Below are 25,988 nucleotides of genomic sequence, written 5' to 3' on the forward strand. Positions count from 1 at the left end.
CCTCCCGCCACGGTCGACTCCGGCACTAGGGGTGCTTGCGCAGGAAGATCATCAAGGTCTGGCCGAGCGGGCCCGGGAGCGTCCGGTGGAGCGCACGGGTCAGCGACCAGGCCAGGAACGAGTTCGCCGCATAGCTCGGTTCCGAGTCGTAGACGTAGGTGCAGTCGAGGAACTGCGCGGCCGGGAACAGGGCGCCGATCTGCCGTCTCGAGTTCATCCTGTAGGCGGTCGGGAAGGTATCGACGACCTTCTTGGACGGCTGCAGACGCCCGAGGATGCCGGCGTGCCACGCGTTCGGGACGAGGCGGGTGGGCAGGCCCACCGTTCCCCACCGGTTCGGCGTCCGCGCGCAGATCCATCCGCCCGGCCGGACGACCCGGGCCAGCTCTGCGGCCGCCCACGCGGGATCGGTGACGTGTTCGAAGGTCCAGTCGCTGACCACCAGGTCGACCGAGTCGGAGGCCAGCGGCAGCGGCCGTCCCGGCTCGATCGTGTACGCCCGCGTCAGGTGCGGGTTCTGGTGCACGGCGTCGTCGACGTCCACCCCGATCGTGCACGCCACCCGCTCCCGGAACAGCTGGAGGTTCCTCTTCGTCGCGTTCCGGTCCTCACCGAACCTCCCGCGGCCGGCCCCGAAGTCCAGCACGGTGGAATCGTCCGAGACCAACGCGTTGACGCGCGTGTAGAACTCAACGGTGCCGTCGGTCCGGGTGAATCCGCCCGCGCCGTGCTCCGGGTAGAAATGGTCCAGCGGCGATCTCCCGCGTCGCGCACCGCGGCCCGCGGGACTTCGCGTCGAGGTGTGCCCCAGCTGGATCAACAGTTCCCTCCAGTCCTGCGCGACCGCCGTCCAGTCGAAGCGGCTCCGTGCGTGCTCGATCGCGGCCTTGCGGAGATCGTCGTAGCCCCCGGCGTCGAGGAGGCTGGCGACGGCCGCCGCCAGGTGCTCCTCGTCCGGGTGGCTGATGAGCCTCCCCGCCCTCGGATCGATCCCCTCGGCGGCGGCCACGTCCGAGGTCGTCACCGTGGGCAGCCCGTGGTTCAGGGCCTCGGCCACCGCGATCCCGAAGTTCTCGCTCTCGCTCGGCAGCACGAAGAAGTGGTGCCGGCCGAAGAGCGTCGCCTTGTCCTCGACGCCGACCTGTCCGACCAGCGCCACCTCCTCCGACAGGTCGAGGTCGGCGGCGAGGCGACGGAGGCCGCCGACGAAGCCGGGCCTGCCGTCGCCGGCGATCGTGAGGGTGCACCGGTATCCCCGCTCCTTGAGCAGGGCCACTGCGCGGATGGCGACGTCGGGCCGCTTCTTGGGGTGCAGCCGGGACAGGAACAGGAGCCGCACGTCGTCGCGGGACGGCACGGGCACCTGCGACGGCACGGCCGCCGTCAGGCGGACCCCGACCCCGCCGACCGCGACCGGGCGCGTCCGCACGACCTCGCAGAGGTCACCGCGCTCGCGTTCCGATCCGACGATGAACCCCGCGCTCAGACGCCGGATCACCGAGCCCGCGACGGACTCGAACACGGCCTTCTTCCCCCGGGAGTACTGCCGCTGCCGTCGCTCCAGCGCACCGTGGGGGGTGACGACGTAGGGGCGACCGCGCAGGGCGCTGAGCACCGCGAGCGGGGCGGTCCACCACCAGTAGTAGCCGTGGATCACGACCACGTCCGACCGGTGCAACTCCGACGCGATTTCGCCGCGCGGCGCGGCGCGGTAGTCCGGCCCGGTCGTGGCGGTCCGATCAGCTTCCGCGAGGACGCTGCCCTCGTAGGAGCCGTCCACGAACACGATCGTCGCGACCGTGTCGGGCAACGAGTTCAACGACCGGTTGAGCTCGAACGCGTTCCTCGCCGGTCCGCCGTAGGAGACCTGGAGGGTCTCGATGACCTGCAGGACCCGGAACGGTCGGACGTCCGGCGGACGGCGAATCGTCTCCGTCATCGTCCACCGATGCTGGTCAGTTCGGCGTCGACCATGATGCGGGCGAGCTCGTCGGGCATGGTCTGCGCCTTCCAGCCCAGCACCTTCTCCGCCTTGGTGGCGTCGCCGATCAGGGCGTCGACCTCGGTGGGCCGCAGGTAGGTCTGGTCGAACCGGACGTGGGACTCCCAGTCCAGGTTGACGTGGTCGAAGCAGTACTGCACCCACTCCCGCACCGTGGTCGCGGTGCCGGTCGCCAGCACGTAGTCGTCGCCCTGGTCGGCCTGCAGCATCCGCCACATGCCCTCCACGTACTCTGCGGCGTAGCCCCAGTCGCGGATCGCGTCCAGGTTGCCGAGGTAGACGAACTGCTCCTTGCCCTGCGCGATCGCCGCCGCCGCGCGGGCGATCTTGCGGGTCACGAAGGTCTCCCCGCGGCGTGGGGACTCGTGGTTGAACAGGATCCCGTTGACCGCGAACATGCCGTGCGCCTCGCGGTAGTTCCGGGCCATCCAGTAGCCGTAGACCTTCGCCGCCCCATAAGGGCTACGCGGGTAGAACGGGGTCTCCTCGTTCTGCGGCGGCGGGGTCGCCCCGAACATCTCCGACGAGCTCGCCTGGTAGTAGCGGGTCTCGATGCCCACCATGCGGATCGCCTCGAGCAGCCGGGCGGTGCCGACGCCGGTGGTGTTGCCGGTGTACTCCGGCTCGTCGAAGCTGACGCGCACGTGCGACTGCGCGGCCAGGTGGTAGACCTCGTCGGGCCGGACCTTCTCGATCAGCGTCACCAGCCGGCTGGAGTCGGTCAGATCGCCGTAGTGCAGCACCAGGCGCTGGTCGGGGTCGTGCGGGTCCTGATACAGGTGCTCGATCCGGCCGGTGTTGAACGTGCTCGACCGGCGGATGATCCCGTGCACCTCGTAACCCTTCGAGAGCAGCAGCTCCGTCAGGTACGACCCGTCCTGCCCCGTGACCCCCGTGATCAACGCGCGCTTCATACCGCCCGACCCCGCCGCTCGGTCATCACACCGCCTCTCACACTTCGGTCGATCGCTGCGCCGTTCGGAGCAGCAGGCTACGACAAATGGCTACTGATAGCGAGCCAAGTACTACGTTCGGTGACATCTGCGGTCACCCCCGCCGTCGCCGCGGCAACGGCGGCGCCCGTGAACACGGCACCGGCCGCCACGAGCCCGTCGGCCGGCACGATCGCGCCCCGCAGGACGATCGCCCGCATCGCCACCCAGGCGCCGGAGCCGACGACGATCGGTGCGTTGTCGTACTCGAAGGCCGGATCACGACGCCGGTGCGAGCCGGTGCACAGCACCGCCTCCTGGGAGATGCAGACCTGATCGCCCAGGGCGACGGGTTCCAGGTTCAGCACCCAGGCGCCCTCGCCGATCCAGCAGTGGTCGCCGATCTCGAGCTTCCAGGGCCAGTGCACCCGCACCCCGTTGCGGATGTTGCAGCCCCGCCCCACCCGCGCGCCGAAGGCCCGGAGGATCACCGGGCGCACGCGGGCAGGCAGCCACCACGCCTGGAACACCGTGCGGGACACCACCCACCACGCGACCTGCCACTGCACCGACCGGCCCTTGTCGTACCCGGCCCCGGTGAAGTCCTGCAGCCGACGGCGCGTCACGAGGCCTCCTCGGCGACCGCGGCGCGGCGTGCCGTCTCGGGCGCCTCGCGGGGGGCGGGGATGTTGACGGGACCCGTACCGCGCCGACGGGCCAGCCCGTCGACCCACGCGAGGTAGGCGGCGCGCGCCGTGGTCTCGGACAGGGCCTCGCGGGCGAATGACTGTCCGCAGCGGCCCGTGGCGGCCGCGCCGGTGGGATCGAGACCGACCCGCAGCACCGCTCGCAGGAGGTCCTCCGGCACTCCCGGCCCGACGCGTACCCCTCCTCCGGATACCGCGATCTCCGACGCCGCGGGGCTGCGCCTGCCGGTCGCCGCGACGACCGGGCGCCCCGCGGTGAAGTACGAGGTCAGCTTCGACGGCACGCACATCTCCTCGACCCCGGGCTTCTCGTTCAGCACCAGCACGTCCGCCGCAGCCATCGCGCGCTCGAACCGGCCGGAGGGAAGGGGGTCGAGGAACTGCAGCCGCTCGACGCCGACGCCGAGGCGCTCCAGGCGGGCGCGTTGGTTGCCTGTGCCGAGCAGCACGAACCGCACCGCGGCGCCGGTCGCATCCGCGATCCGTGCGGCCTGCACGACGTTCTCGAGGCCCTGCTTCGCACCCATGTTGCCCGCGTGCAGGGCGACCACCTCGTCGTCGCGCCATCCCAGCTCACGACGCAGCCGCAGCAGCTCGTCCGCGCCCGCGGTCACCGGCTCGACGTGGGCCCAGTTGCGGATCGTCGTGATGCGGCGCTCGTCGACACCGAGGTCGACCAGCGAGCGGTGGAAGCTGGAGTGGATCGCGACGACGCCGTCGGCCCGGCGCAGCAGCGCCCGCTCGAGCCGTGCGGCGGCGCCGGCCGCGCGACCACCGAGCGCCTGCGCCTCCACGATCGCGTGGCCGTAGAGGTCCTGCGGGATCACACCGACTGCGGTGCGGCCGGGCGACCGCCGGCGCAGTGCCGCGGCGACGGTGAGCAGGGCCGGGCTCGCGGCGAGGACGACGTCGGGACGGGGCACGCGGACCCGCGCGGCCCGCAGCGCGAAGGCGGCCTCCATGGTGACGCGTCCGACCCCGGTGGGGTCGGTGGGCACGGGATGGGCGACCCGGGTGATGCGGATGTCGCCGTCGCGCTCGCACACCACGGACCGACGCAGGCCGCGGTACGCCGGGGTGATCTCCCAGCGCGGATAGTGCGGGAGTCCGGTGACGACGTGGACGTCGTGGCCGGCGTCGGCGAGGAAGCGGGCGGTTCCCGTGGTGTACGGGGCGATGCCGGTCGGCTCCGGGGCGTAGTTCAGCCCCATGACCATGATGCGCAGCGGCACGGTGTGCTCCCTTCTCAGTACGCGCCGCGGCCGGTGATGACGGCGAGGACGGTGCGGGCGAGGATGTGGATGTCGAGGCCGGGGGACCAGTTCTCGACGTAGCGCAGGTCCAGGCGGACGGTCTCGTCCCAGGACAGGTCGGAGCGGCCGGAGACCTGCCAGAGACCCGTCATGCCCGGGCGGACCAGCAGGCGGCGGCGGGCGTCGTCGGCGTACTCGGCGACCTCTGCCGGCAGCGGGGGCCGCGGCCCGACCAGCGACATGGAGCCCCCGAGCACGTTGAACAGCTGGGGCAGCTCGTCCAGCGAGTAGCGGCGCAGCACCGCCCCGGTGCGGGTGACCCGCGGGTCACGGCGCATCTTGAACAACGGGCCCTCGACGACGTCGGAACTCAGCTGCGCCCGGGCCCGCTCGGCGTCCGTGACCATGGATCGGAACTTGATCATCCGGAAGGACGAACCCTCCTTGCCGACCCGCTCCTGGCGGAAGAGGACCGGACCGCGGTCCTCGAGCTTGACCGCCACGGCCACCGCCAGCAGGAGCGGGGTGAGGGGTACGAGGGCGAGCGCCGCGACCAGGCGGTCGCCGACGCTCTTGACCAGCCGTCCGGCGCCCCGGAACACCGGTTGGGTCAGGCGGATCATCGGCAGGCCGTCGACCGGCGTCATGTGCAGGCGCGGGCCGGCGATCTCCATCAGGCCCGGGTCGACGACGAGGTCGAGATCGGTGCCCTCGAGCTGCCAGGCCAGACGGTGGAGCCGCCGTCCGCTCCACCCCGGAGACGGTGTCACGACGACGACCTCCGCCCCGACCCGGACGGCCCGCTCGGCCACGTCGTCGAGGTCACCCACGACCGGCACACCGGAGCACTCGCCGAGACCGGCGGGCGTGCACGCCGCGACGACGGTCCAGCCGAACTCCGGGGCGCGCCGCGTCCGCCGGACCAGCGCGTCCACGGACTCCTCGCAGCCCACCGCGAGCACGTTCGTGAGTCCCACGCCCGACCGTCGGCGACGGTGCAGGACCGCCCGGGCCACACCTCGTCCGGCCACGACCGCGAGCACGGCGGTCGGGAGCACGATCAGCGTGTAGGGCTGCAGCCGCCACTCCCGCAGCGCCACCCCGGCGAGCGCGAGCACGAGGAGCGCTCCACCGCCGGCCCGCAGGACGCGGCCGTACTCGAGCCCGCCGGACGAGACCAGCAGCGGGTTCCAGCAGCGGCCGACGGCGAGGGCCGCGCCGAGCAGCACGACGAGCCCGACGACCAGGGCGGCCACGAACGCCGCGGGCTCCGACGCCACGGACGACACCAGGACGGTCGCCACGCCACCCGTCGTCGCGACGAGGGCCAGGTCGAGAACGGCGACGCGCCGCGCCCAGTGCCGACGCCGGTCGCGGTCGGCGTCGGCGCGCCGCGGGTCCGACGTGGCAGTCGGCGGATCGGTCCTGCGGGCACGCACCGTAGCGTCGCGCAGGCCGCGCGCGGCAGCCGCGGCCACCCGCGCCCGACGGTCGGCGACGGCGACGGCGACGTCGTCAGCGGGGGCGGCCCGGGGTGTCGGCACCTGGACCGGCGCCATTCCCAGGGGCTCGTTGCCGCTCCGCATGCTGGTCACCGTGATCACCTCGTCTCCTGGTCGGACGCGCTCCGACGCGTTCACGAGCTGGCATCGGCCGTTCGGCCGTGCGTGCTACGTCGACCGGAGCTCTTGTCGCGATCCTTCGGCGAGGTGACGGAGAGCTACTGAACCTGGGGAAAGTGACGGCAAGGCCGCCGAGAAGGTCGACGCGGACTCCGCGACCTGGACCGACGCCCGACCGGGGTGGAGATGTCGCGGGAAACCGCGCATTCACTCGATCGCAGGACACGACGATCAGGGGTCCTGACGTACTCGCCGACATCCGCCCGGTCGATCGGGCTGCGCACTCCACCTGAAGGGGTGAGCGGCACCGACCCTGTCACGTCCCGGAGGGGACACGTGGCACGCCGTTCCCCGGCCCGACATCTGGCGGCCCGACCACGGTCGACCGCCCGACATCAGTCAGCCCGCCGGAGCCGGCGGCGGCGCCGGGACGTGCCCGCTGGAGGAGACGAGAGCGATCGTCTGCCCGGCGACGGCCTGCCCGCTCCCGCCGGCCGGCGTCTGGCCGACCACGGTCCCGGCCGGCGAGCGGTGGTCGACCTGCGAGGTCGTGACGCCGAACCCCGCGGCCCGCAGCGCCGCGGCCGCCTGGTCGATCGGCTGCCCGACCTCCTGCGGCACCGCGATCCGGTCGCCGCCCGCGACGAAACGGGGGTCGGTCGTGGGCAGCGGCAGCACCGGCTGGCCGGCGAGGATCGTCGTCATCGCCTGGTAGTAGGTCTGTGCCGGCGTGTTGCCGCCGAACAGGTTGCCGGTGGAACAGCTCGTGGGCGGGCGGCCGTTGCAGATCGGGCGGGGGCGGGACGAGTCGTCGAACACGATCGACGCCCCGGACATCTGCGGCGTCGCCGCCACGAACGCCCCCGACTCGGAGACCTGCGTCGTCCCCGTCTTCGCCGCGGTCGGCCGGTTCCAGCCCGCGGCCGTCGCGGCGGCCGCCGAGGTGCCGCCCGGCTGGTCGTCCTTGGACATCCCCGTCATGAGCGTGTCCGCGAGCTGCGGCGGGACCGCCTGGTGGCAGGCCGTCGTCGGGAGGGTCACCGGAGCTCCGGAGGCGTCGGTGACCGACTGGATCGGGTCGGGCGGGCACCACGTGCCGTGCGAGGCGAGGGTGGCGCCGACGCTCGCGAGCTCCAGCGGGCTGGTCGGGGCCACGCCGAGGGTGAACGACGCCTGGTTCTGGGCCTTCACGGTGTCCGCCACCGACGCGCCGCCGTCGGCGCCCGGATCGGCCAGCGAGGTCATGCCCATCCGCACGGCCATGTCGACCACCGGCGCGATCCCCGTCGTCTCCTCCAGCTTGACGAAGGCGGTGTTCGGCGACTGCGCCAGCGCGTCCTGCAACGTCAGCGCGCCCGGGTAGTTGCCGTCGTTCGAGACGACGAAGCCCGGCGTCAGGGGCGAGGCGTAGCCGTTCGGCGGCACCGGGATGACGTTGCCGATCCCGCCGCCCTGGGCCAGGTAGGCCGCCGAGGTGAAGATCTTGTAGACCGACCCGGCGCCGAGGTTCTCCGGCTCGGCGGGCAGGTCGTAGGTCGTCTGGCCGGCGGCCGCGTCCAGGCCGTACCCCCGGTTCGCGACGAGGGCCCGCACCGGGTGCGACGTCGGCCCGGGCTGGACGACCGCGAGGGTGTCGGCGACGTGCGGCTGCGTCGGCGGCACCTGCGCGTCGACGGCCTGCTTGGCCGCGGCCATCGCGGCCGGGTCGAGCGTCGTGCGCACCGTGTAGCCCCCGGAGCGCAGCTGCTCGGGCGTGATGCCGGCCTGGTCCAGGTAGTCGAGCACGTAGCTGCAGAAGAACCCGTCGTCGCCGGCCCCGGTGCACCCGTTCGCGATCCCGTGCAGCGGTGCCTGCACCCCCAGCGGGGAGGCCGCCGCCTGCGCTGCCTGCTCCGGGCTCAGCTCGCCCTGCTGGCGCATCTGGTCGATGACGACGTTGCGGCGCCCGGTCGCGGCCTGCGGGTGCGCCACCGGGTCGTAGGCCGCGGGGCTCTGCACCATGCCGGCCAGCAGCGCGGCCTGCGGCACGGTGAGCTGGTCCGGCGTGGTGTTGAAGTAGGTGCGGGCCGCCGCCGCGACGCCGTACGACTGGTTCCCCAGATACACGACGTTGAGGTACCGGGTGAGGATCTCGTCCTTGGACAGCGAGTGGTCGAGCTGCTCCGCGACGCGGGCCTCGCGCAGCTTGCGGCCGAAGGTCGCCTCGGTGGCCTTGAGCTGCTCGGCCGGGGTCTGCGCCGCGACGTACTCGTCGTAGTTCTTGACGTACTGCTCGGTGAGCGTCGAGGCGCCCTGCGTCGACCCGCCGGTGCCGTTGTTCACCAGGGCCCGCGCGATCGAGCGGGGGTCGAGGCCCGACTCGCTGAAGAACCGCCGGTCCTCGATCGCGACGATCGCGGCCTTCATCGTGACCGAAATCTGCTCGGACCGGACGATCTGACGATTCTGGTCATACAGGTACGCGATCGGCGCACCATTCATGTCGGTGACCGTGGTGATCGAGGGCATCTCCCCGCCGAGCACCCCGGGCGAGGTGTCCTGCGCCCCCGCGATCGCCTGGTTCGAGAGCAGTCCCAGGCCCCCGACCAGCGGGAACGCTGCTCCCGCCACCAGAATCCCGGCAATCACCGCGACGGCCAGCAGCCGCACCTTCGACGTCATCGACCCCAGACCAGACACATTCGGACAATTCCCGACGACGGGTGCTCCCGGCGTCGACACCCATTCTGACCCGTCGCCGGAAAAGGCTGCGTGATCCCCCGTCGCTCCGCTCGCCCCCGGGTGTCAGCGACTCACCAGGCGACCGGCAGCGCGTGCACGCCGTAGACCACCATCGCGTCGCGGAAGGCGACGTCGTCGAGCGGCGTGTCCACCCGCAGCGTCGGGAAGCGGCGCAGCAGGGCCGCGTACGCGACCTGGAGCTCGACGCGGGCGAGCTGCTGACCCAGGCACTGGTGCACGCCGTGGCCGAAGGCGACGTGGTGGTTGGGCGTGCGGTCGACGTCGAGCGCGTCCGGGTCGGCGAACACCTCGGGGTCGCGGTTCGCGATCTCCGCGGCCGCCACCACGCCCTCCCCGGCGCGGACCGTCACTCCGCCGAGCTCGACGTCCTCGGTGGCGACCCGGCGCCGCCCGAAGTGGGTCACGGTCAGCAGCCGCAGCAGCTCCTCCACCGCACCGTCCACCGAGACACCGTCGCGCACCCGCGCCGCCTGCTCCGGGTCCTGCAGCAGGAGCAGGGTGCCCAGCGCGATCATGTTCGCGGTCGTCTCGTGGCCGGCGACCAGCAGGAGCAGGCCCATCGACGCCGCCTGCTCACGGGTGATCTCGCCGGTGGCCACGTGCCGGACCGCGAGGCGCCCCAGGAGGTCGTCCTCCGACCCGGACGCCTCGCGCTCGGCGACCAGGCCCTCGAGGTAGGCCAGCAGGTCGTTCGAGGCGGCCACGGAGTCCTCGACGCTGGAGCGCGTGTCCACCAGCGAGTGCGAGCGGGACTGGAAGAAGGCGTGGTCGGCGTACGGGACGCCGAGCATCCGGCAGATGACGAGGCTGGGCAGTGGCAGCGCGAAGGCAGCCACCAGGTCGACCGGCTGCGCGGACGCGGCCATGCCGTCGAGCAGCTCGTCGACCGTCCGCTCGATCATCGGACGCAGCCCGCGGATCGCCCGGACGCTGAACTCGCTGATCAGCATCCTGCGGAAGAAGGCGTGGTCCGGGTCGTCCATCGCGATGAAGCTCGGGACGTTGCGCCGCCGCGCACCGACCGCGGCCGAGGTGGCGGGGTAGCCGGGCGTGAGGTTGTCGGCGGAGAACCGCTGGTCGGCGAGCACGGCCTTGACGTCGGAGAGCCGCGTGACCAGCCACGGGCGGCTGCCGTCCCAGATGGTCACCCGCCGGACCGGCTCCTCGGCCTGGATCGCGCCGAGCTCGCGCGGCGGGTCGAACGGGCACTGCCGCGCCATCGGGTAGTGCGGCACCTCGGGCGTCGCGAGCTCGATGGTCGCCGTCATCGCGGGTTCCTCCCCGGTTGCTCGTTGCTGAGGCTAACGATATACCCTGAGGAGGATATTGCAGCGCCTGCAAGTTTGCAGCGCACGAAGCGAGGGGAGCCCGCCGTCGTGACCGGGACCGGGCTGCGGGAGCGCAAGAAGGCGGAGACCCACGGCGCGCTGCGGGAGACCGCGGTGTCGCTCGCGCTGCGCGAGGGCCCGGACGCGATCACGGTCGACCAGGTGTGCGCCGCGGTCGGCGTCTCGCCGCGCACGTTCTTCAACTACTTCGCCAGCAAGGACGACGCCCTGTTCGGCGTGGACACCGCCGTCCTCGACGACATCGTCACGCGGGTCGCCGCCCGCCCCGCCGCGGAGGACCCGGCCGCCGCGCTCGTCGCCGTGCTGCGCGACCTGCTCACCGACGCAGCCGGTTCGAGCGTGTGGCACGACCAGCTCGCCATGATCCGCGACCACCCCGAGGTCCTCCCCCGGCTCGACGACGCCCAGCGCGCCCTCGAACGGGCCTGCACCGCCGCCGTCGCCCGCCGCACCGGCCGGGCCGACCTCGACGCCCACACCGTCGCCGCGGCCGTGCTCGCGGCCCAGCGGGTCGCCGTCGCCGCGTGGCGCGAGGACCCCGCCGGCCCCGGCCCCGACGTCCTGTTCGAGCGCAGCGTCGCGCTCGTCCGCTCCGGGCTCACGCCCTCCACCCACCCGTCGTCGTGAGGACCTGATGACCGCCGCCCTGTCGGACGAGATGAAGCGCAGCAACCTGCGCTTCTCGCTCACCATGCCGCTGTTCTTCATGGTGATGTTCCCGCTCTGCTACATCACCGCCCTGCACCTGCCGGTGCCGAACCAGATTCCCGTGGGCGTCGTCGGGGCGGGCGCGGCCGCGCTCGTCGCGTCGCTCGGCCCGCAGCTCGGGAACGCCGTCGAGCTGATGCCGGTCGGGTCCGTCGACCAGGCCCGGGAGATGATCTTCCAGCAGACGATCAAGGCCGCGTACGTGCCGGAGAGCAGCCAGATGCTGGTCGCGGGCGCCGATGGTCGGGTCATGACGCAGCTGGTCCCGACGATCTTCGCTCCCGTCGCCGGCGGCGCCCTGACCACCGTCGACGTCGCCCCGCTCGCCCCGGGCGACGGCAACGGCATCGGGCTGATGTTCTTCATGCTGATCGTCTGCATCGTCGGGTTCATGACGGCGAACATCCTCGGCAACGCCGCCTTCTTCCTGCCTGTGCGCACCCGGGTCGCGATCTCAGCCGGCATCGCGGTGCTCACGCCGATCGTGCTGTGGCTGTTCATGGGCCTGTGGCTGCAGATCATCGTCGGGTCGTTCGGTCAGATCGTCGCGGTGATCGCCCTCGGCGCGGTCGCGTCGTTCACGGTCGGGCTGGTGACGACGGCGGGGGTGGTCGTGCTGGGCAAGTGGGCGCTCTTCCCCTGCATGCTGATCTTCGTCTTCCTCAACATCCCGTCGTCGAACTCCGCCTACCCCGCCGAGATCGTGCCGCCGTTCTTCGGTGCGCTGTCCGAGGTGCACCTGGGTTCCGCCCTCGTGGGCGCGGTGCGCTCGATCCTCTACTTCGGCGACGTCGGCCTCGGCCGGCACCTGCTGACGATGGGCATCTGGCTGGTGGTCGGGGTCGTGCTGCTGGGCGCGGCGATCGCTTGGCGGGACCGGGGGTCGTCGTCCTCCTCGTCGTCCTCGGCGCAGGAGGAGCCCTCGGACGATGAGGTCGACCGCGACGTGGCCGGCGCGGCCGCGGCGGGTGCCGGCCCGCGCCTGAGCGGCCAGGTGCACGGCCACGACGGCCGGCCGCTCGGTGGTGCGCGCGTGACCGTGGTCGACGCCGGCGGCACCCAGTCCGGGCTCGCGACCGCCCGCGACGACGGCCGGTTCGAGCTCGCCGGCCTCCCCGGTGGGACCTTCACCGTGATCGCGTCCGCGCCCGGCCACGCCCCGGCGGCGCACACCGCGACCCTCGGCGGCTCCGGCGCCGACCTGGGCGCCATCCGGCTCGCCGGGCAGTCCGGACGCCACGACGACACCGGCACCTCGGAGAACAGCATGTCCCCGGCGGCGTCGTACAGCGGGTAGCGCGGTCGCGCCGAGTGCTCCGTCCGGCAGGTCAGCACGCCTCCGAACCTGTCTGATGGAGCACTCGTCGTCGGGACGCCGACGCCGGCGCCCGCGATCACGAGCGCACTCCCGCCGAGTGCTCCACCAGGCAGCTTCCGGAGCCGGGGGAGCTGCGAGATGTCGCACTCGACGGCGAGGTGGCCGAACCCGTCCCCGCCGTGATCACTCGTCCGGCCGTACCGCCCGTCGAGGCCCCTCGTTCGTGTCCCTTCACCGCGGAGCGTCCACCTCGTGGGATGGCGGGGTCCGCGCCGTCGGGGGGCGGGCAGGAACCTGATCAGCCGGGGGTGCCAGGTGGCCGGGTCGTGCTCACGCTGTGGAGCGCCGCGGGACGACGGCTGGGCGTTCTGCCGCTCGTGCGGGGCGGTCGAGGTGCCCGCCCAGCGGCGGGCCGCCGACGCCGCGGACGACGCCGTCCCGTCGCGACCCCGCCCGGCGGCCGTGTCCGCGGGTCCGGAGGCCCCGGTGCGTGCCGCCGACCGGCCACGCCCGACGTCGACCGGCGGCAGCCCCGCCCACGGATTCCGGGTGCCACCTGGGCGACCGGAGGGCGAGGCCCGCCCGGCGCCGCGGCCCGTTCCCGCGGTGTCCCCCGGGACGCTGCACGCGCCCCGCGTCCGCGTCCCCCTCCACGACACCCCCGGCGCCGGCGTACCCCGCGGTCCCGCGTCCGTCGCGCGGCCCGCCGTCCGGGTCGGCACGCTGCGCGAGTGGGCGGAGGCGGCCCTCGCCGCGCTGACGGTCCTCGCCGTGCTGGCCGTGCCGGGCGCGGTCCTGCTCGTCGCGTTGGGGAACGAGGCCGCCGGGACCAGCCCGCTGCTGCTCGTCCCGGTCGCGGTGGCCCTCGGCGTGGGCGGGTCGGTCGACGTGTTCCTCGGCCCGCTGGGCGGGTCGGTGGCGGTGACGCCGCTGCTGATCACGGGTGCGGCCGTGGCCTCCGGCGCCGGCCTGGTGGTGAGCCGCGCCCGCCCCGCGCCGGACGTCGGGGTCCAGGCCGCCCGCACCCTCATGCTGTTCGTCATCGGGCTCGGCGCCGTCGCCGCTCTGGGCCGGGCGAGCGCCGAGGGCGGGTCGATCACCGTCGACGTCCCCTCCACCCTGCTCGGGGGCGCCCTGTGGTTCGGCGGCGCCCTCGTCCTCGCGATCGGCTGGCGCCGCCCGGACGCCCTCCCACCGGCCCTGCGCCCGGCCCGCGACCTCCTCGCCGGCCCGGTCGCGGGGCTCGGCGCGGTGCTGGGCGCCTGCTGGCTCGGCGGGCTGGCCCTCGTGGTGGCCGGTGCGCTGGCGCGGTCCGCGACCCTGCCCGCCGTCCCCACGACGACGAGCGCCCCGCCCGTCGCCACCGTCCTGCTCGTCGTGGTCCTGGTCCCGACGGCCCTGCTCACCGCCTTCGCCGTCTGCCTGGGGGTCCCGCTGACGGGCCGCGGCCCGTTCCTCGAGGGCGAGGTCGGGCTGGTGCACCTGCTGGGCGCGGGCCCCTCGTGGTGGCTCGCCCCGCTCGTGGCGGCGGTCGTGTGCACGCTCGGCGGGATGGTGGCGGCCCTCCAGGCGACCGATCCGGACGACGCCGTGCGCCGCGGCTGGCTCCTCGGGCCCGCGCTGGCCGCCCTGCTCGCCCTCGCCGTCCCGGTCACGGGCGCGGCCGTCGGGCCGTTCGTCGCCCGACTCGACCTCGCGACCGGCGTCGTCCTCGGGCTGGCCTGGGGCGCGGTCGGCGGGCTGCTGGGCGCGGTGATCGCCCCCGGCCTGCCGCCGGCCCTGCGCTCCGGGCGGCTGGGACCGCGGGTGACGACGGCCGGGCAGGTGGTCGGCGTCGTCGTGGTCGTCGCCTTCCTCGTCGCGGCCCTGGCCATCGGGTTCGCCGCCGCGGCGCGAGTCGGGTGACGGTTCCTGGTCCGATCGGGTGATGCTGCTAACGGCCGCCCGGCGCAGCACGACACCTGCAGTGACACGCTCCGTCGGGGGGCGGAGCTACTGATGTCGGGGGACACCATGATGATCACCGCTGCTGCCATCGCCGCCGGGACCGCCGCCTGCGCCTGGGTCGCCACGCCGTTCGTGACGATGGCCCGCCGCGGCACGCTGGACGACCAGTCCCGCGCCGCGATGCGCGCGGAGGCCGACCGGGCGGACGCCGTCCGGCGTGCCCGCCGTCGGGAAGCCCTCGTCGCCGTCGCCTCCGTGTCGGTCCCGGCGCAGCGCCGGCCCGTCCACGACGACGTGGCCGTCCCCGCCTGACCCTGCGGGAGAGCCCCCGCGAGTGCGACGTCGCGCAGGTTCCGTGGCCCGCAGGTCTGCCTGGTGTCGACCTCGCGGGCCGAGGGCGAGACCGCCCGACGCGGCCCTCCCGCGAGTGCGACGTGGCGCAGGTTCCGCGGCCCTCCGGCCTGCGTGGTGTCGACCTCGCGCCCGGGACCCGTGACGACGCGGTCTCACCACCGCCGCGCTCCGGACACGATCGGGCGCGCCCGCATCCACGTGCTCCGGATGCCGACGCATGCTGGGCCGTATGGGTGAGATGGACCGGCGCCGCTTCCTCGCCGCCGCGGGCGGGCTGACCCTGGGCGCCCTCGGGCTCGCCGCCCTCCCGGCCCCGCCGCCCGGCTTCGTCGCCGACACGCCCGCGACCGTCGACGAGGCCCGCGCCGCGGGGTGGACGGTCGTCACGGACCTCGGGGCGATCGGTGACGGTGTCTCCCGGCCCCTGGGCACCCGCTTCGCGACGCTCGAGGCGGCTCGGGCCGTCTACCCCGCCGCCACGGCCCTGTCCGACGAGCTGGACGGCGTCGCGATCCAGGCGGCCGCGGACTCCGGCGCCCGCGGCGTCTTCTACCCCGCCGGCACCTACCGGCACTCGAGCGCCGTCGTCGTCCACTCCGGTCAGCGGCACCTCGGGGCCGGGAGCAACGGCGGGGTCCCGACGACGAGGCTGGTCAACTCCCGCTCGCGCGGCACCGGGTTGGACTGGAACCTCGCGCACAGCTTCCGGATCGGCGACATCCACCCGGTCGCGATGGAGGCCGACCGGGCCGGGGTCGGGTGGGCGGTGCGCACCCTGGCGCCGATCACGGCCGGGACGCGCACGGTGCGGCTGACCGAACCGCTGGGGGACGCGGCACTGCGGGTCGGCGACATCGTCAACGTCCGCTGCGACAACAGCCCGGTCGTCGACGGCGAGGGCCTGACCTATGACGCCGAGCAGTGGAACCGGGTCGTCGGGCTGTCCGGCGGGACCGTCACGCTCGAGCTGCCGGTGCCGTGGACGATCGTCGCGGCCGGCAGCGACCCGACCGTGCTCGCCGGTCCGCGGCTGTGCGTCAACGCCGGCGGCGACTACTTCCTCGGCATCCCGTGGGAGATCGCGCAGGACGTCGAGGTGGGCCGCTTCGCGCTGGACTCGGCGGGGTTCTCCGCCCGCAACGGCGTCTGGCGGGCGTGGTTCCACGACCTCACGCTGCGCTGCGAGAACATGATGGGGATCAACGCGCTCGTGCTCTCGACCGTCGAGCGGGTCTCCGGGACGTGGAGCGCGCGGATGATCGAGCTCAAGCACGCGGGGCACTCGTCGACGCTGCGCTCGATCTCGGGCACGCAGGTCCCGATGCCGTCGGGGTCGGTGGGCGTCCCGAGCACCGCGATCGACGTCGGCGAGCAGTGCTACGACATGACGCTCTCCGACATCGAGGTCAGCATCCCCGCCGCCGACACCGTCCAGCGCCGCGCCCTCGAGGTCGCGTGCTCGGGCATCGGCGTGCAGGCGACGCTGACCCACCTCGGGGTCGGCGAGCAGATGACGGTGTGGGCGGTGAAGGACTCGAACGGCCTGGCCCGCCCACCCACGGACGTCGCGCTGGACCTCGTCGTGCGGACCCGGCCGGGCTACGCGCGCTACGGCGTCGTCGGCTACCCCTCCGACCGGCCCTCCGACCCGGTCGGGGTCACGCTCGCCCTCGACCAGCGCACCGTCGACGGCCCGCCCGCCGCCTGCGCGTTCTGGGTCGCGACGGCCCGCGACGTCCACGTCACCTCCATCACCGGCGACCAGACCGTCGCCGTGTGGACCCCACCGGGCGAGGCACCCACCGGCTGCACCTCCCGTCGGGTCTGACCGATCTGTGGTGCCATGGGCACATGGAGCAGTGCCGCCAGTGCGGCGGGGGGCCGGTGCAGGGCGGCTGGTGCCGCACGTGCGGGATGCCGGCCGGGTCGGCCCCGACGGGCCCGGCGCCGGGTCCGGCCGCCGATCGTGAGTGGAGGATCCGCACGCTCCAGCAGCACGAGGGTTCCCCTCACGCGCACGGGATGGTGGCGCCGACCGGCCGCGCCCGCGCCATGCCGGTGCTGGTGTGGGCCGCGGTCGGCGCGCTGGCCCTCGCCGCGGTGCTGTGCCTGACGACGCTGGTCGGCTCGGCGGCGAGTGCGGACGCCCTCTCGACCGCCGAGCTGGAGGTCCTGGCGAGCGCGGCCGGGTCGGCCGCGCCGGCGTTCGGGCTCGTGGGCGCGGTGTGGCTCGGGTTCGCGGCCTGCTTCGTGGCACTGGGCAGCCGGCCGGCCCGGGCGTTCACGCTGGTCGGCGCCGCCCTCGGGCTGTGCGCCCTGGTGTCCGGGCTGCTGGTGGTCCCGCTGGCCGCGGCCGCCCTGCTCACCGTGGGAGCGGCCGTGGTGCTGGTGGTGGTGCCGGACGCCCGCGCCTGGTTCACCGGGCCGTACGCACGACCGCTGCGCGGCCCGGTGTCGGTCCTGCTCGTGCGGACGTGCTCGCTCGGGGCCGCGATCGCGTGGATCGCCGGCACGGTGGTGCTCGGGGTGGTCGGGCTGGTCGCGATGGCCGGCGGCCTGGTCACCGCCTCGCGCGGCGGCGACTCGGAGCTCGGGACGGCCCTGGGCGGGCTGCTCGGGGTCATCGGCGGTTTCGCGCTGATCGCCGCCCTGTTCCTCGCCGGGCTGGCTGCGGTCCAGCTCTGGGTGTTCTCCGCCCTGGCCCGCCGGGCACCGCGCTCGCCGCGCTCCGCCCGGGTGGTCGCGACCCTGCTCGCCGGCCTGGCGGGCCTCGGCGCGCTCGTGACGTGGGACCGCTGGACGCCGTTCGGGCTGGCGGTCGCCGCGGTGCTGATCGGGGCGCTGTGGCTCCCCGACGACGCCCGCCGACACTTCGGGGACGCCCCGCTGCCCGCCGTCGCCCGGCTGCTGGAGCGGGTGCGCGCGATCGGCGGGTCCCCGCGCACGCCCGCGTGGTCCGGCGCCGCGACCGCTCCCCCGGCGGGTCGGGACACGACCCTGGACTGGCCGCCCGAGCCGGACGAGACCTGGTCGCAGGCGCCGTCGTCGTCGGGAAGTGCCTGTGCCCTGTGCGGCACCCCGGTCCCGCCCGGGTCCTCCTTCTGCGGGAACTGCGGGACCCGCGTCTGAGCGCGGGGACCGCGCCGGGCGCATGATCGGGCGATGCGTGCGGACCTGGTCCTGGAGGGCGGCGGGGTCAAGGGCATCGGCCTGGCCGGGGCGGTGGCCGCGGTCACCGACGCCGGCTACCGGCCGCAGCGCATCTCCGGCACCTCCGCCGGGGCGCTGGTGGGCGCCATCGCGGCGGCCGGCGCGCGGGGCGACCGGCTGGGTGAGATCACCCGCCGACTGGACTTCCGCGCGGTCGCCGATCGCCACGGCCTCGCCCGGGTGCCGCTCGTCGGGTCCGGCCTGGCACTGCTGTCGGGCACCGGGCTCTACCGCGGCGACTACCTGCTGGAGTGGATCACCGACGAGCTGGCCGCGCTCGGCGTGCACACCTGGCGCGACCTGCGCGTCGACGACCCGGCCCTGCCGCCCGAGCAGCGCTACCGCCTCGTCGTCACCTGCTCGGACCTGACCCTCGGGCAGCTGGTGCGCCTGCCGTGGGACTTCCGCGGGGTCTACGGGCTCGACCCGGACGCCCAGCCGGTCGCCGAGGCGGTCCGGGCGTCGATGGCGATCCCGTTCCTGTTCGAGCCGACCACGCTCGTGCACGACGGGGGGCAGCTGACCTCGACCCTCGTCGACGGCGGGCTGCTGTCGAACTTCCCGATCGACTCGCTGGACCGCACCGACGGCGCCGCCCCCGCCTGGCCGACCTTCGGCGTCACGATCACGACGCGGCCCGGCCCCGGCGACCGCGTGGCCCTGTTCCGCCTGCCGTTCCTCCACTGGCCCCAGCCGACGGCGCTGCGCCTGCTCGAGCAGCTCCTGACGACGATGGTGGTCGGGCGCGACCAGGCGTATCTCAACCGCCCGTGGGTGGCCGCGCGCACCATCCACGTGGACGCGGGCGACGTCGGGCTGATCGACTTCGGCATCAGCCGGGCACGCACGGACGCGCTCTACCGCCGCGGGTACGACGCGGCCGCCGCGTTCCTGGCCGACTTCGACTGGGACGCCTACCGGGAGCGGTTCCGGGGCGAAGGTGCGCTCCGCGCTCGTGAGCAGTAAGTGGGGTCATGGGCCCACTGAGTGCTCACGAGCCGGAGGCACCTGGGCCGATCACCCGTCGTCACAACCCGTGCGTAACGGGTGAACATCCTCCGCTCGGCGCCCCGGACGGCCGTGGTCGGGGTGATGCTGGGGCGAGCGCGACCGGACCGGCCGCGCTCGGACGTCGGGGGACGGACGCAGGAGCACGGGACTCGAGATGACGGTGGCCGCGGGACCGGCACGCGCCCACCTGCTGCAGGTCGCCGAGAGCGACCACGCGCAGCGGGTCGGGACGGCCGCCTGGCTCGACCGCGAGCTCGCCTTCGGCGCCAAGGTCTTCTACAAGGGCTGGCTCGGCGACGACGGGCGGCTGGAGAAGCACTGGCTCGCGGGGCCCGGGGCGAGCGTGCGCACCCGGCGCGCCCTGGAGACCGGGCAGCTGGAGTTCATGGACTTCCCCCGCCTCGTCGATCTGGTCGGCGGCACGGCGGAGGGTCTGCACCGGGTCCAGGCCGAGGAGCTGCACCGGGCGCTCGACGAGGGCTGGACGTCGGTGGCGATGACCCAGGAGTCGTCGCGCCGTCCGCTGGTCGACGACGACGAGGTGGCCGTCTTCGCCCAGCAGGAGGGCGGGTACGACGAGCTCGCGGCGCGCTTCCCGCTGCACGTGCTGTGCCAGCTGACGACGGCGGTGGAGAACGAGGTCCACGTCGTGCACTCCCTCGGTATCCACCACCGCGACGTGCTCGACGTCGGGTGGGGCGCGCACGACGACGGCTGCCGGTGGCGGGTCGACGGGGACCTCGACGCCCACGTCGCCCAGCGCTTCGGCGGCGCGCTCACGGGGGCGCTGCGCCGGGGCGTCGAGGTGGCCGGACAGGGCACCGGCGCGAGTCCCGACCTGCACCTGGACCTGTCCGGGGTCCGCTTCGTCGACGTGGCCTGCGCGCAGATGATCGTGCTCGCGGGCCGCTCGGTGGCCGGGGGCCAGCACCTCGTCCTGCACGACCCGCCCCGCCTGCTGCGCCGTTTGCTGGACGCGCTGGAACGCCCGGAGTCGATCGTGTTGCGGGACCCGGCATGACGACGGGTGGGGCCGCGCTGCTGCACGCCGCCGTGGTCGGGGAGGACCCCGAGGACGTGGTGCAGCTCTGCCTGCCCGCGGTCCGGGCCGCCCTGGACGCCGGTGGGGACGTCGAGATCGTGCTCGACCGCCGCGGGGTGCGCGCCTTCCGGGAGGTCCTGCCCGATGCCGCGCTGCGGCTGCCGTCGCCCGCGGAGGTCGTCCCGACGACGCTCGCCCACCGGCTCGCGGCCGCTGCACCCGGTGGCGTGGTGGTCGGACGCAGCTGCGCGGACGCCGCGGCGACCGACCGCGAACCGGCCGAGGACGCCCTGACGCTCCTGCTCGCCGACCTCTCGCTGTCGGTGCTCTGCGTGTACCCCCCGGCCCTGGTCGACGTCGCCCGGCGCTCGCACCCGTGGCTGCTCACCCCGGACGGCCCGGTCCCCTCCCCCGACCACCACCCGCCGAGTTCCTCCAGCCCCGTGCCCGCCGCGGTGCTCGGGACGTCCGTCGCGCAGGTCGCCGTGCCCGACGGCTCCGCCCTGGCCGACCTGCGGGAGCGGTTCGCGGCGGTCGTCGCCGAGGCGGGGCTGGCCGGGGAGCGTGCCGAGGTCGCGGTGCTCGCCGCCCACGAGGCGATGCTGCTCGCATGCGGGGCGGACCTGACGCCCGGACGCCCGCCCGGCGACCTCCCGCCCGGCGAGCACCTCCTGGACGTCCGCCGGTCCACGGGCGCGGTCGTCGCGGAGTGCCGCGGCCGGCCGCGCGCCGCGCGGGACCCCTCGGCCGCCGACCCGCGGTACGCCCAGCTCGCCCGGCTCTGCGACCACGCGACCGTGCACGACGACCGCGAGGGCCGCACCGTCCGCGTGCTCACCCCGACCCGCTGATCTTCCGCGGGCCGCGCGCACCTGCCACGATCGGGTGGTGCTGCGCGGCGTGCTCGCGGTCGTGGCCCTGGGGGTCGCCGTCGCCGGGGTGCTGCTGGTGGTCGACCCGCCCCGTCACCTCGCCGCGCTCGACCTCCCGGTGTCGAGGTCCGCTCCCGCGCCGGACGGACCGGGCGTGCTCGCGGACGCCTCGACGCTGCTCGGAGGGGTCCCGACGGCGGGTGAACTCGCCTCGTCGGCGTCCGTGACGGTCTCGGGCGGGGTGCTCGCCGTCCGCGCCGGGGCGGCGACCGCCGAGGAGGCCGCCGTCGTCGCGGAGGCGGTCGGCACGGTGGCGGCCCGGCGACTCGCCCCGGCCGACCGACCCGCCGTCGTGATCGGGGAGGCGCGGGTCACCAGCCCGTCGCCGAATCCGGCCGCAGTCCTCGCCGGCGGGCTCCTGCCCGGGCTCGTCGTGCTGGGCGCGCACCGGCGGCGGCCGACCGGGCTCGGGAGGCTGCCACGGTCCTCGCGCGACCCGGTGGTGATCGATGCGCGGGCGAGCCGCCGACGGGTGGAGGCCGCGTCGGCCGTGGCGGCCACCGTGGCCGAGGCGGCCGGTCCGGCCCGCGTGCTGGCGGTGGTGGACGACCGGGCGCGCGCGGTGTCGGCGGCGGTGGAGATCGCCGTGGCCCTGGCGCGGGCGGGCGAACGGGTGCTGCTCGTGGAGTCCGGGGCCGCCACGCGGCGGGTGGCCGACCCGTCGCCGGGGGTGCGGGAGGTGATCGCGGGGGTCGCCGAGACCGACCGCGCGATCCGCCCGTGGGCGCGCGGCCGGATCGACGTGCTGCCCACCGGACGCAGCGGCCCGCCCCTGCCCGAGGCCGACGTCGCGGCCGTCCTCGCACCCCTGCGCGAGGGCTACGACCGGATCGTCCTCGACGCCCCCGGCCCGGCCGACGCGACGTTCACGGTCTCCGGCTCCGTGGTGACGCCGGCCTGATCAGCACTCGACCACGCTCAGCGCCAACGCGAGTCCGCCCCGGGCGGTCTCCTTGTACTCGTCGCGCATGTCGGCGCCGGTCGCCCGCATGGTCGCGATGGCGGTGTCGAGGGAGACGTGGTGCTCGCCGTCGCCGCGGACGGCCATCCGGGCGGCGGTGATCGCGGTGATCGCCGCGACCGCATTCCGTTCGATGCACGGGATCTGGACGAGCCCGCCGATCGGGTCGCAGGTGAGCCCGAGGTGGTGCTCGATGCCGATCTCGGCGGCGTTCTCCACCTGCGCCGGGGTCCCGCCGAGCACGGCGGCGAGACCCGCGGCGGCCATCGAGCACGCCGAGCCGACCTCGCCCTGACACCCGACCTCGGCCCCCGAGATCGACGCGTTCCGCTTGAGCAGCATCCCGACCGCGCCCGCCGTCAGCAGGAACTCCACGACGGCGGCGTCGTCGAACCCGGGCAGGAAGCGCCAGGCGTAGTGCAGCACCGCCGGGACGATCCCAGCGGCGCCGTTGGTCGGGGCGGTGACCACCCGGCCGCCGCCGGCGTTCTCCTCGTTGACCGCGAGCGCGCACAGCGTCACCCACTCCATGGCGTGCAGCGGGTCGGTCGGGTCGCCCTCGCTCTCCAGCCGACGCCGCAGCGCCGCGGCCCGCCGTCGCACCCGCAGGCCGCCCGGCAGCACCCCCTCGACGGCGGTCCCCCGCTCGACGCAGGACCGCATCACCGACCACACGTGCAGCAGCCCGGCGCGCACTTCGGCCTCGGACCGCGACTCACCCGCGAGCACCACGTCGGCGATCGACCGGCCCCGCGCCAGCTCGAGGAGTTCCGCCGCGCTGCCGAAGCGCGCACCCCCGCCGTCGTGAACGGTCTGCTCGTCGGACTCGACCACCACCCCGCCGCCGACGGAGAAGTACGTGCGGCGCTCGACGACGGAGCCGCCCGGGTCCCACGCCGTCAGCACCATCCCGTTGCTGTGCCGCTCCAGGCGTTCGTGACGGTGCAGGACGACGTCACGATCGACGTCGAACGCGATCTCGTGCTTGCCGGCCAGGCCCAGCCGTCCGGAGGAGCGGACGCCCGCGACCAGCGGCCCGGTGACCTCCGGGTCGACCAGGTGCGGCTGCTCCCCCGCGAGGCCCAGGACGACGGCGGGCACGGTCCCGTGGCCGTGACCGGTGGCGCCGAGGGAGCCGTAGAGCTCGCAGCGCACGGCCGCGACCCCCTCCAGCCGACCCTCGTCGACCAGCCGGGAGACAAACCGGAACGCCGCCTTCATCGGCCCCACCGTGTGCGAGCTCGACGGCCCGATCCCCACGGTGAACAGGTCGAACACGCTGCTCATGGCCCTCCTCGCGATCGGGCGTTGACCGGTGGTCGTCGGCGACCTACGGTGTCCAACGACTGATATATTAGCTGTCGCAGACCAGTACGGGAAGGACCGACGATGACGATGGCAGTCGTCGGGCACGAGACCTCGAGGGCCGTGCTCGACCGTCCGCTGGCCGAGACCGATCCCGAGGTCCACGCGGCGATCGCGGCCGAGCTCGGGCGCCAGCACCGGACGCTGGAGATGATCGCGAGCGAGAACTTCGCCCCGACGTCGGTGATGGCCGCGCAGGGCTCGGTGCTGACGAACAAGTACGCCGAGGGCTACCCCGGGCGGCGCTACTACGGCGGCTGCGAGCACGTCGACGTGATCGAGCAGCTCGCGATCGACCGGCTGTGCGCCCTGTTCGGCGCGGAGTACGCCAACGTCCAGCCGCACTCCGGGGCGCAGGCCAACGCCGCCGTCATGGCCGCCCTGCTCTCCCCCGGCGACACGATCCTCGGGCTCGACCTGGCTCACGGCGGTCACCTGACCCACGGCATGCGCCTGAACTTCTCCGGCAAGCTCTACGACGTCGCGGCGTACCACGTGCGGGCCGACGACCACCGGCTCGACATGGACGAGGTCGCCCGCCTCGCCCGCGAGCACCGCCCGCAGCTGATCGTCGCCGGCTGGTCGGCCTACCCGCGCCACCTCGACTTCGCGGCGTTCCGGGCGATCGCGGACGAGGTCGGTGCGTACCTCATGGTCGACATGGCGCACTTCGCCGGCCTGGTCGCCGCCGGGCTGCACCCCTCCCCCGTGCCGCACGCGCACGTCGTCACGTCGACCACGCACAAGACCCTCGGCGGACCCCGGGGCGGCGTGATCCTGGCGGCGGACCGCACGCTGGCCAAGAAGCTGAACTCCGCGGTCTTCCCCGGCCAGCAGGGCGGCCCGCTCGAGCACGTGGTCGCCGCGAAGGCCGTGGCGTTCGCGCTCGCGGGGACACCGGAGTTCCGGGAACGCTGCGAGCGGACCCTCGAGGGCGCCCGCATCCTCGCCGAGCGGCTGGTCGGCGAGCCCGGGATCGGCGTCGTCTCCGGCGGCACCGACGTGCACCTGGTGCTGGTCGACCTGCGCGACTCCGAGCTCGACGGGAAGCAGGCCGAGGACCGGCTGCACCGCGTCGGCATCACGGTCAACCGCAATGCCGTGCCGTTCGACCCGCGGCCGCCGATGGTCAGCTCCGGCGTGCGCATCGGCACCGCCGCGCTGGCCACCCGCGGCTTCGACGCGGCGGACTTCCGCGAGGTCGCCGAGGTCGTCGCCCGCGCCCTGCGGCCCGAGGTCACCGAGATCGAGCTGGACGCCCTGGCCTACCGCACCGCGGCGCTGGCCGACCGTCACCCCCTCTACGTCGGACGGCAGGCATGAGCACCCCGGAGCACCCGGACGCCCTCTGGCGGAACCCGGAACCGAAGAAGAACTACGACGTCGTCATCGTCGGCGGTGGCGGGCACGGCCTGGCCACGGCGCACTACCTCGCGAAGCAGGGCGTCACGAACGTGGCCGTGCTGGAACGGGGCTGGCTCGCCGGCGGCAACATGGCCCGCAACACGACGCTGATCCGCTCGAACTACCTGTGGGACGAGTCCGCCGCGATCTACGAGCACGCGCTGAAGCTCTGGGAGGGACTCGAGGCCGACCTCGACTACCCGATCCTGTTCAGCCAGCGCGGCGTGCTGAACCTCGCGCACTCGGAGCAGGAGGTCCGCGACTCGGTCCGCCGCGTCGAGGCCAACCGGCTCAACGGGATCGACGCGGAGTGGCTGCGGCCCGACGAGGTCGCGAAGATCTGCCCGATCGTCAACGTCTCCGGCGACATCCGCTACCCGGTCCACGGCGCCACCTACCAGCCGCGCGCCGGGATCGCGAAGCACGACTACGTCGCCTGGGGCTTCGCGCGCCGCGCCGATGCGGCCGGGATCGACCTCATCCAGGACTGCGAGGTCACGGACTTCGTGGTCGACGGCGATCGCGTCCTCGGCGTGCGCACGAGCCGCGGCGACATCGGCGCGGGCACCGTCGCGCTGTGCGCGGCCGGGCACACGTCCGTGCTGCTGGACCGGCTCGGCGTCCGGACCCCGCTGCAGTCGCACCCACTGCAGGCGCTGGTCTCCGAGCTGCTCGAGCCCGTGCACCCGACGATCGTCATGTCGAACAAGGTGCACGTCTACGTCTCGCAGGCGCACAAGGGCGAGCTGGTGATGGGCGCCGGGATCGACTCCTACAACGGCTACGGCCAGCGCGGCGCCTTCCGGGTGATCGAGCGGCAGATGGCCGCCGCCGTCGAGCTGTTCCCGGTGTTCGCCCGCGCGCACCTGCTGCGCAGCTGGGCCGGCATCGTCGACGTCACCCCGGACGCCAGCCCGATCGTCGGGCGCACGCCCTACGAGAACGTCCTGCTCAACTGCGGGTGGGGCACCGGCGGCTTCAAGGTCACGCCCGGGCTGGGCCAGGCCTTCGCCGACACCATCGCCACCGGGCGCGTGCACCCGCTGCTCGCCCCCTTCTCCCTCGACCGGTTCGTCACCGGCGCGCTCGTCGACGAGCACGGCGCCGCGGGCGTCGCGCACTAGGAGCC

Annotated in this window: 20 protein-coding genes; 12 read left to right on the top strand and 8 right to left on the bottom strand. The window is 74.3% G+C overall.

Annotated elements, in window-relative coordinates:
* Positions 1-25: 25 nt before the first annotated feature.
* The 7 genes from WCD74_RS00540 to WCD74_RS00570 all read right to left on the bottom strand — a co-directional run bounded on the left by WCD74_RS00540 (position 26) and on the right by WCD74_RS00570 (position 10,526).
* Positions 26-1,939: a glycosyltransferase gene (locus WCD74_RS00540; protein WP_337692856.1), complete on the bottom strand. Its 1,914-nt coding sequence runs from the start codon at positions 1,937-1,939 to the stop codon at positions 26-28.
* Positions 1,936-2,916, bottom strand: a complete 981-nt coding sequence (gene gmd, locus WCD74_RS00545; protein ID WP_337692857.1) for a GDP-mannose 4,6-dehydratase — start codon at positions 2,914-2,916, stop codon at positions 1,936-1,938. The genes WCD74_RS00540 and gmd overlap by 4 nt, the downstream gene beginning before the upstream one ends.
* A gap of 77 nt (positions 2,917-2,993) precedes the next feature.
* Entirely contained in the window at positions 2,994-3,560 is a 567-nt protein-coding gene (locus WCD74_RS00550) for an LbetaH domain-containing protein (RefSeq protein ID WP_337692858.1), read from the bottom strand.
* Positions 3,557-4,873: a glycosyltransferase gene (locus WCD74_RS00555; RefSeq protein ID WP_337692859.1), complete on the bottom strand. Its 1,317-nt coding sequence runs from the start codon at positions 4,871-4,873 to the stop codon at positions 3,557-3,559. The genes WCD74_RS00550 and WCD74_RS00555 overlap by 4 nt, the downstream gene beginning before the upstream one ends.
* A gap of 14 nt (positions 4,874-4,887) precedes the next feature.
* On the bottom strand, positions 4,888-6,480 hold the full coding sequence (locus WCD74_RS00560; protein ID WP_337693624.1) for a sugar transferase: 1,593 nt from the start codon (positions 6,478-6,480) through the stop codon (positions 4,888-4,890).
* A gap of 435 nt (positions 6,481-6,915) precedes the next feature.
* Positions 6,916-9,177 carry a transglycosylase domain-containing protein gene (locus WCD74_RS00565; RefSeq protein WP_337692860.1) on the bottom strand — a complete coding sequence of 754 codons (2,262 nt, stop codon included), beginning with the start codon at positions 9,175-9,177 and terminating at the stop codon, positions 6,916-6,918.
* Between the two features lie 131 nt (positions 9,178-9,308).
* On the bottom strand, positions 9,309-10,526 hold the full coding sequence (locus WCD74_RS00570) for a cytochrome P450 (RefSeq protein WP_337692861.1): 1,218 nt from the start codon (positions 10,524-10,526) through the stop codon (positions 9,309-9,311).
* 108 nt (positions 10,527-10,634) lie between these two features.
* On the opposite strand from WCD74_RS00570, the gene WCD74_RS00575 reads away from it, so the two are divergent.
* From WCD74_RS00575 to WCD74_RS00620, 10 genes are all read left to right on the top strand, one after another.
* On the top strand, positions 10,635-11,234 hold the full coding sequence (locus tag WCD74_RS00575) for a TetR/AcrR family transcriptional regulator (RefSeq protein ID WP_337692862.1): 600 nt from the start codon (positions 10,635-10,637) through the stop codon (positions 11,232-11,234).
* A 7-nt stretch (positions 11,235-11,241) separates the two neighbouring features.
* Positions 11,242-12,612 carry a carboxypeptidase-like regulatory domain-containing protein gene (locus WCD74_RS00580; RefSeq protein WP_337692863.1) on the top strand — a complete coding sequence of 457 codons (1,371 nt, stop codon included), beginning with the start codon at positions 11,242-11,244 and terminating at the stop codon, positions 12,610-12,612.
* Positions 12,613-12,948: 336 nt separating this feature from the next.
* Positions 12,949-14,538, top strand: coding sequence for a hypothetical protein (locus tag WCD74_RS00585; protein ID WP_337692864.1), 1,590 nt, complete (start codon positions 12,949-12,951; stop codon positions 14,536-14,538).
* Between the two features lie 93 nt (positions 14,539-14,631).
* Positions 14,632-14,892, top strand: a complete 261-nt coding sequence (locus tag WCD74_RS00590) for a hypothetical protein (RefSeq protein WP_337692865.1) — start codon at positions 14,632-14,634, stop codon at positions 14,890-14,892.
* Positions 14,893-15,163: 271 nt separating this feature from the next.
* A complete protein-coding gene (locus WCD74_RS00595) occupies positions 15,164-16,762 on the top strand; it encodes a pectate lyase family protein (protein WP_337692866.1) in 1,599 nt (532 codons plus the stop codon).
* Between the two features lie 194 nt (positions 16,763-16,956).
* Positions 16,957-18,063: a zinc ribbon domain-containing protein gene (locus WCD74_RS00600; RefSeq protein WP_337692867.1), complete on the top strand. Its 1,107-nt coding sequence runs from the start codon at positions 16,957-16,959 to the stop codon at positions 18,061-18,063.
* Between the two features lie 33 nt (positions 18,064-18,096).
* A complete protein-coding gene (locus tag WCD74_RS00605) occupies positions 18,097-19,110 on the top strand; it encodes a patatin-like phospholipase family protein (protein WP_337692868.1) in 1,014 nt (337 codons plus the stop codon).
* Positions 19,111-19,309: 199 nt separating this feature from the next.
* Entirely contained in the window at positions 19,310-20,176 is an 867-nt protein-coding gene (locus WCD74_RS00610; RefSeq protein ID WP_337692869.1) for an STAS domain-containing protein, read from the top strand.
* The gene (locus WCD74_RS00615; protein ID WP_337692870.1) at positions 20,173-21,048 is read left to right on the top strand and encodes a hypothetical protein; all 876 of its coding nucleotides are present in this window, start codon (positions 20,173-20,175) and stop codon (positions 21,046-21,048) included. Before WCD74_RS00610 ends, WCD74_RS00615 begins: the two co-directional genes overlap by 4 nt.
* 37 nt (positions 21,049-21,085) lie before the next feature.
* A complete protein-coding gene (locus WCD74_RS00620) occupies positions 21,086-22,030 on the top strand; it encodes a P-loop NTPase family protein (RefSeq protein WP_337692871.1) in 945 nt (314 codons plus the stop codon).
* Here the strand turns inward: WCD74_RS00620 and WCD74_RS00625 are convergent, their stop codons facing one another.
* Positions 22,031-23,377, bottom strand: coding sequence for an L-serine ammonia-lyase (locus WCD74_RS00625; RefSeq protein WP_337692872.1), 1,347 nt, complete (start codon positions 23,375-23,377; stop codon positions 22,031-22,033).
* A gap of 108 nt (positions 23,378-23,485) precedes the next feature.
* Here WCD74_RS00625 and glyA point away from each other — a divergent pair, with 108 nt between their 5' ends.
* Together glyA and WCD74_RS00635 are read left to right on the top strand one after the other, a co-directional pair.
* A complete protein-coding gene (gene glyA / locus WCD74_RS00630; protein WP_373696029.1) occupies positions 23,486-24,778 on the top strand; it encodes a serine hydroxymethyltransferase in 1,293 nt (430 codons plus the stop codon).
* Positions 24,775-25,983 (top strand): sarcosine oxidase subunit beta family protein, encoded by a 1,209-nt coding sequence (locus WCD74_RS00635; RefSeq protein ID WP_337692874.1) that lies wholly within the window; start codon positions 24,775-24,777, stop codon positions 25,981-25,983. Before glyA ends, WCD74_RS00635 begins: the two co-directional genes overlap by 4 nt.
* The last annotated feature ends 5 nt before the right edge of the window (positions 25,984-25,988 follow it).

This window comes from Actinomycetospora aurantiaca (genome assembly GCF_037401875.1).
Classification (GTDB): Bacteria; Actinomycetota; Actinomycetes; order Mycobacteriales; family Pseudonocardiaceae; genus Actinomycetospora; species Actinomycetospora aurantiaca.